Raw genomic sequence first — 6,000 nt, 5'->3', positions numbered from 1 at the left:
TTCGCGGACGGCGCGTCGCTGATGCTGGACTGGCTTCAGCGAGTGGTGGACGTGGCGGCGGAGCTGCCGGGCGGGCACGCGGCGGTGGCCCGGCCGCGCTGGGGGCTCTGGGGCGCGGCGGCGCTCGCCATCCTCCTCGCGCTGGAGTGGAGCGCGAGGATGCGCGGGTGGGTGCGCGGGTCGCTCGCGACAGCGGCGGCGTGCGCGGCGTTCCTCGTCCTCCCCGCCGCGCCCACCGCACAGGGGCTGGAGCTCGCCTTCCTCGACGTGGGGCAGGGGGACGCGGTCGCCATCCGCACGCCGGCGGGGCGCTGGCTGCTGGTGGATGCGGGGCCCATCGAGGAGCGCTTCGACGCGGGGGAGAAGCGCGTCCTCCCCTTCCTGCGCAGCCGCGGCGCGACGGTGGTGGAGGCGATGATCCTCACCCATCCGCACGCCGACCACATCGGCGGGGCGGGGGCCGTACTGCGCGGGATGCGGGTGGGGCGCGTCGTGGAGCCGGGGCTGCCGTTCGGCACGCCGCTCTATCGCGACCTGCTCAGCACCATCGAGGAACGAGGCGCCGTCTGGTCTGTGGCAAGGCAGGACCGGGTCTTGCAAATCGACGGAGTGGAACTGGCGTTCCTCTGGCCGTCCGCCGGATCGCTTGACGCCCCCGCGGACGCGAACGACATTAGCGCCGTGGTGCGGCTCCGGTACGGGGCCTTCACCGCGCTCCTCACCGGCGATGCACCCTCCGAGGTTGAGGCGAGGCTGGTGAGCCGCTACGGCGCCGCGCTCCGCTCCGCCGTGCTCAAGGTGGGGCACCACGGATCGCGCACCGCGACCTCCGACACGTTCCTCCGCGCCGTGCAACCGGAGCTGGCCGTGATCTCCTGCGGCGTACGCAACCGCTACCGCCATCCCGCGCCCGAGACGCTGGAGCGCCTGGCCGCGCGCGGCGTGCCCGTTGCGCGCACGGACCTGGAGGGGACGGTCGTCGTCCGGGTTCACCCCGGCGGCGCGTTCTGGGAGCGCGTGGAGCCGTGATGCTCTGGAACCGGCTCCTGGACTCGGTGCTGGGACCCGTGGCGCCGCCGCCCTCCGCCGTGCCCGCCAGCGCGCTCCCGCCCGGCGTCACCTTTCGCAAGGGGCGGCTGGTGCCGGCCATCGGCGGAGTGCTGGCGAAGACGAAGGGCCCGATGACGGCGGTGACGCTGGGGCGCACCATCGTCGTGCTCCCCGGCGCGGAGCTTTCGCCGCGGCTCCTGGTGCACGAGCTCACGCACGTGCGGCAGTGGGGCGAGGACCGGCTCTTCCCCCTGAAGTACGCGCTGCAGTCGCTTCGGCACGGGTACCTGCAGAACCGGTACGAGGTCGAGGCGCGGGCGGAGGCCGAGCGGGCCTTCCCCCGGACCCCAACAACCCCGAGGAACGCGTGACTCCCAAAGGCCTGGTCACCATCGAGCGCCACATCATCGAGGCGGAACGCGAGTTCCCCGAGGCGACGGGGGCGTTCAGCAACATCCTGTACGACCTGGCCTTCTCCGCCAAGATGATCGCGCGCGAGGTGCGGCGCGCCGGGCTCGCGGACATTCTGGGGCTCACCGGCGAGGTGAACGTCCAGGGCGAGGAGGTGCGCAAGCTGGACGAGTTCGCCAACGAGGTGATCTTCAAGGCGCTGGACCACACCGGGCACCTGTGCGGGATGGCCTCCGAAGAGGTGGAGGACTTCATCCCCATCCCCGACCGGTTCCCCACGGGGAACTACTGCGTGCTCTTCGACCCGCTGGACGGCTCGTCGAACATCGACGCCAACGTCAGCGTGGGCACCATCTTCTCGGTGCATCGCAAGGTGAGCGACCACGCGCGCGGCTGCGTGGAGGACTGCCTGCAGCCCGGGACGAAGCAGGTGGCGGCGGGGTACATCGTCTACGGGTCGTCCACGATGCTGGTGTACACCACCGGCAACGGGGTGCACGGCTTCACGCTGGAGCCGTCGATCGGCGAGTTCCTCCTGTCGCACCCCAACATCAAGATCCCCTCGCCCGGGCAGCGGATCTACAGCGTCAACGAGGGGAACTACGCCCGCTGGTCCGAGGAGCAGCGCCGGCTGGTGGACCACCTCAAGAACGCGGACGGCGACAACCCCAAGCCGTTCAGCGCGCGCTACATCGGCTCGCTGGTGGCGGACTTCCACCGCAACCTGCTGTACGGCGGGATGTTCATGTACCCGGCGGACGTGAAGTGCCCCCAGGGGAAGCTGCGCCTGCTGTACGAGGCCGCGCCGCTCGCCATGATCGCCGAGCACGCCGGGGGCCGCGCCTCCAACGGCGAGCAGCGCATCATGGAGATCGTCCCCCACGACCTGCACGAGCGCACGCCCCTGTTCATCGGGACGACCGAGTACGTGGAGCTGGCGGAGCGCTTCCTGGCGGGGACGGAGGCGGGCGCGCTGGTTTGAGGCGCGGTGGGGTTTTGGGATGCGAAGAGGCCCCGGCTCGGTGAAGAGCGGGGGCTTCTTTGTGTGCGCGGCTGTAAAGCTGCTGGAGCCGGCGGTTGAAACCGCTGCAACAACTGCGGGAAGCCTGCCTTCGCAGGCTCTGCGGGGGCGGGATTGGTGCGGGGCGGCCGGGGCGGTCCGGCGGCGGGTCGCCGGGGGATGAATCCCCCGGCTGGAACGACGCGAAGGCGGCTGAAGCCGGCTCGTGCACGCCAGCATTGGAGCCGGAGTGCGCGCAGGCGGACGTTGCGTGTTTCCAGCGGCGAATGTATTCGCTCTGGACCGGGATCTCGCCCGCGAGTCCGCGAAGGCGGACTTTGTGCTGTTGTAGCCGCGACTTCAGTCGCCGGGCTACCCCGGGCACCCCGGCCTACCCCGGCCTACCCCGGCCACCCCGGCCACCCCGGCCTACCCGGGCCACCCCGGCCTACCCCGGGCACCCCAGGCACCCACCCCTCAAAACGCCATCTGGAACTGCGCCTTGAAACTCTGGCCGCTCGGCGCGTCGTGGGAGCCGTGCCAGAGGTCGTAGTTGAACATCACGCGGTTGAGGCCGCCGAGGTAGACGTTGAAGCCGGGGGTGATCAGGGTGCCGGCGCCGTCGTCGGGGGCGTCGTGGTCCCTGTCGGGGTCGCCGTGGCTGATGCGGAGGAGGGGCTCGACGGAGGCGATGCGGCTGGTGAGCGGCTTCGTGCGGTACGAGATCCAGCCCTGCGCGCCCAGGAAGCGGCGGCCGGCGAATGGGTCGCCGTCGCCGAACGCGAGCTCGGCGATGGCGTGCGGGCCGGGACGGTAGCCGCCCACCTCCGCGTCGATGGCCCAGGCGTGGCCGCCGCGGGAGCGGGCGGGCGCGGAGTCGGCGGGGGGCTGCACGAAGTCGCGGCGGCCCCAGGAGCCGGCAAGGGTGAAGCCGGGTAGCGGCTGGATGCCGGCGCGCGCGGAGAGCTGGTAGCTGCGTTCGCCGCCATCCACGGTGTGCACGGGGCCGTTGGTGAAGGCGGCAGCGTAGAAGGGGCGCAGCGGGAGACCACCAGGCCTCCCGGTGAGCTGCACGCCCAGGTCGCGCTCCGAGTATCCGAGGTCGGTGACGAGCGAGTACTCGTCGCGGGCGCGGAGGCCGCGCACGCGCACGCCGCGCTCGATGGGCGCCATCTGCGCGGAGTTGGTCTGCGCGATCGCGCCGAACGGGCGTTGCGCGTTGCCGGCCAGCACGCTGAGGGCGGGGTGCAGGTTCAGCCGCACGTACGCATCCTTGAACGTCACCCGGTTCCCCGCGAAGTCGATCTGGAGCCGCCCCGCCACCACGGGACCGTAGCGCGTGGCGATCTCCACCCGCGCGCGGCGGAGGAACCAGTCCGTCACCGGCACCGAGTCCACGCTGCTGGTGTTGAACTGCGCCTGCAGGCGCGCGCCGAGCGTGACCTCCATCCCGTTGACGGTGAAGGTCGGGGCAGGCTGCTGCTGGGCGCAGGCCGGATGGGCGAACGTAACGGCGAGCGCGCATGTAACGGCTGCCGTAGCGCGGCGGGCGAGGGGCATCGGATGGTGTGACTGTTCGGGGGTGTTGAGCGGGATTGTAAGACGCCCGGACTCGTGACGGGTCCGGGCGCCTTTCTCGTCATCGACCGGGAGGATCAGGGGGCGACGGTCACCTTCAGCAGCACATAGCAGACGGCCGAGATAGCGAACGCGGCGGGGATGGTGAGGAACCACGCCCACACGATGCGCCCCGCGATGTTCCAGCGCACGGCGGAAAGGCGCCGCGTCGCGCCCACGCCCACGATGGCGCCCGTGATGGTGTGCGTGGTGCTCACCGGGATGCCGAAGAACGTCGCGATGAAGATGCTGATGGCGCCGCCCGTCTCCGCGCAGAAGCCGCCGACCGGGCGCAGGCGGGTGATGCGCGTGCCCATCGTGTGCACGATGCGCCAGCCGCCGAAGAGCGTGCCCAGCGAGATCATGGTGTACGCCAGCAGCTCCACCCAGAGCGGCACGTGGTCGGCGTTGGGGAGGTACAGGTAGCGCATCCACCCGGTCTGCCCCGCGAACGCCGCCTTGGACGACACCAGCAGCCCAACGATGATCCCCATCGTCTTCTGCGCGTCGTTGCCGCCGTGCGAAAGGGAGAAGACGCCGGACGAGGCGAGCTGCGCCACGCGGAAGAAGCGGTCCGCGAAGCCCGCGCTGCTCTTGTGGAAGATCCAGAGCACGATCAGCATCAGCAGCCATCCCAGTGCCATGCCGATCAGCGGGGAGAGGAAGATGAAGAGGATCGTCTTGATCCACCCGCCTGGGATGATGGCGCCGAACCCCGCCTTGGCCACCGCCGCACCCGCGTAGCCGCCCAGCAGCGCGTGCGACGACGACGACGGGATGCCGTAGTACCAGGTGATCAGGTTCCAGGCGATGGCGCCCAGCAGCCCTCCCATCACCACGCTGGGGGTGACGATGTTCACGTCGATCATCCCCTTGCCCAGCGTCTTCGCCACCGCGGTGCCCACCACGAAGAGCGCGGCGAAGTTGAAGAACGCCGCCCAGAACACCGCCTTTACCGGGCTCAGCACCCGGGTGCCCACCACCGTCGCGATCGAGTTCGCCGAGTCGTGGAAGCCGTTGATGAAGTCGAAGGCGAACGCGACCGCGATGATCACCAGGATGTATACGACGTTCGCGTCCACGGCGGTCACCCGTTCTTGATGGCGATGCTCTCCAGCACGTGCGACACGTGGTCGCACTCGTCGATGGCATCCTCCAGCTTGTCGAACAGCTCCTTCCACTTGATGATCTCGAGCGGGTCGCCCGTCGAGTTGGCGAACAGCGCGTGCACCGCCTCGAAGTAGATCGCGTCGCCCTCCTCCTCCAGCGCCTTGAGCTGGCTGGTGTGCTCCAGCATCAGCTTGGGCTTCTTGAGGTTGATGACCGCCGCCTCGATGCACGCGGCGGCGCGGCGCAGAACGTCGGCCAGGCGCGCGGCCTCCGGGCGCATCTGGCGGACGTGGAACATCTGCACGCGGCGCGCGGTGCCGTCCAGCAGGTCGATCACGTTGTCCAGGCGGCCGGCCAGCAGGTGGATGTCCTCGCGGTCCAGCGGGGTCACGATGCTGCGGTCGATGCGTGCGTTGATCTCGCGCGTCATCACGTCCGCCTCGTGCTCCAGCCGCTTGATCTCCATCACCAGCTCGTCGATGCGCGCCGGCTCGGCGAACATCTGCGCGATCAGCTCCGCGCACCCCGAGAGGCGCTTGGCCATCTCGCTGAACATCGGGAAGAACTGCTCGTCTCTTGGAAAGAGGCCCACTGCGTCCTCCAGGGGAAATCGATGTGTAACGATGAGGCATTCCGGTGCGGAATGCGCGGCACCCCGGCGCCGCCCCCGGAATCCCGCGCCAAAGCTATCGTGCGTCCCGCGCGGGGAAAAGGGTGTTGCACGGCCCGGTTACGCCGCGAGCGCGCGCCGTTACTTACGCGTTACGCAGCCTGGGTAGGATCACGCGCCATCGAGGAGGCCGATCTTCGAC

General features: G+C 70.2%; 6 protein-coding genes. 3 read left to right on the top strand and 3 right to left on the bottom strand.

What is annotated here, in order from left to right; translation table 11 throughout:
* The 3 genes from VF647_19245 to fbp all read left to right on the top strand — a co-directional run.
* A partial coding sequence (locus tag VF647_19245) for a ComEC/Rec2 family competence protein (GenBank protein ID HEX8454227.1) occupies positions 1–1,029 on the top strand: 1,029 nt, incomplete at its 5' end.
* Complete coding sequence (locus tag VF647_19240; GenBank protein HEX8454226.1) at positions 1,029–1,421, top strand: DUF4157 domain-containing protein; 393 nt, start codon at positions 1,029–1,031, stop codon at positions 1,419–1,421. The genes VF647_19245 and VF647_19240, both read left to right, overlap by 1 nt.
* Positions 1,418–2,443: a class 1 fructose-bisphosphatase gene (gene fbp, locus VF647_19235; protein HEX8454225.1), complete on the top strand. Its 1,026-nt coding sequence runs from the start codon at positions 1,418–1,420 to the stop codon at positions 2,441–2,443. The genes VF647_19240 and fbp overlap by 4 nt, the downstream gene beginning before the upstream one ends.
* A gap of 495 nt (positions 2,444–2,938) precedes the next feature.
* Here fbp and VF647_19230 read toward each other — a convergent pair whose 3' ends face one another.
* From VF647_19230 to VF647_19220, 3 genes are all read right to left on the bottom strand, one after another.
* Positions 2,939–4,021 (bottom strand): hypothetical protein, encoded by a 1,083-nt coding sequence (locus VF647_19230; protein ID HEX8454224.1) that lies wholly within the window; start codon positions 4,019–4,021, stop codon positions 2,939–2,941.
* Between the two features lie 95 nt (positions 4,022–4,116).
* Entirely contained in the window at positions 4,117–5,169 is a 1,053-nt protein-coding gene (locus tag VF647_19225; protein HEX8454223.1) for an anion permease, read from the bottom strand.
* Positions 5,166–5,780 carry a DUF47 family protein gene (locus VF647_19220; GenBank protein HEX8454222.1) on the bottom strand — a complete coding sequence of 205 codons (615 nt, stop codon included), beginning with the start codon at positions 5,778–5,780 and terminating at the stop codon, positions 5,166–5,168. Before VF647_19220 ends, VF647_19225 begins: the two co-directional genes overlap by 4 nt.
* Between the last annotated feature and the right edge of the window lie 220 nt (positions 5,781–6,000).

This window comes from Longimicrobium sp. (assembly GCA_036387335.1).
Lineage (GTDB): Bacteria > Gemmatimonadota > Gemmatimonadetes > Longimicrobiales > Longimicrobiaceae > Longimicrobium.
The sequence above is the reverse complement of the archived record's forward strand: the minus strand, read 5'-3'. Positions and strand labels throughout refer to the sequence as shown.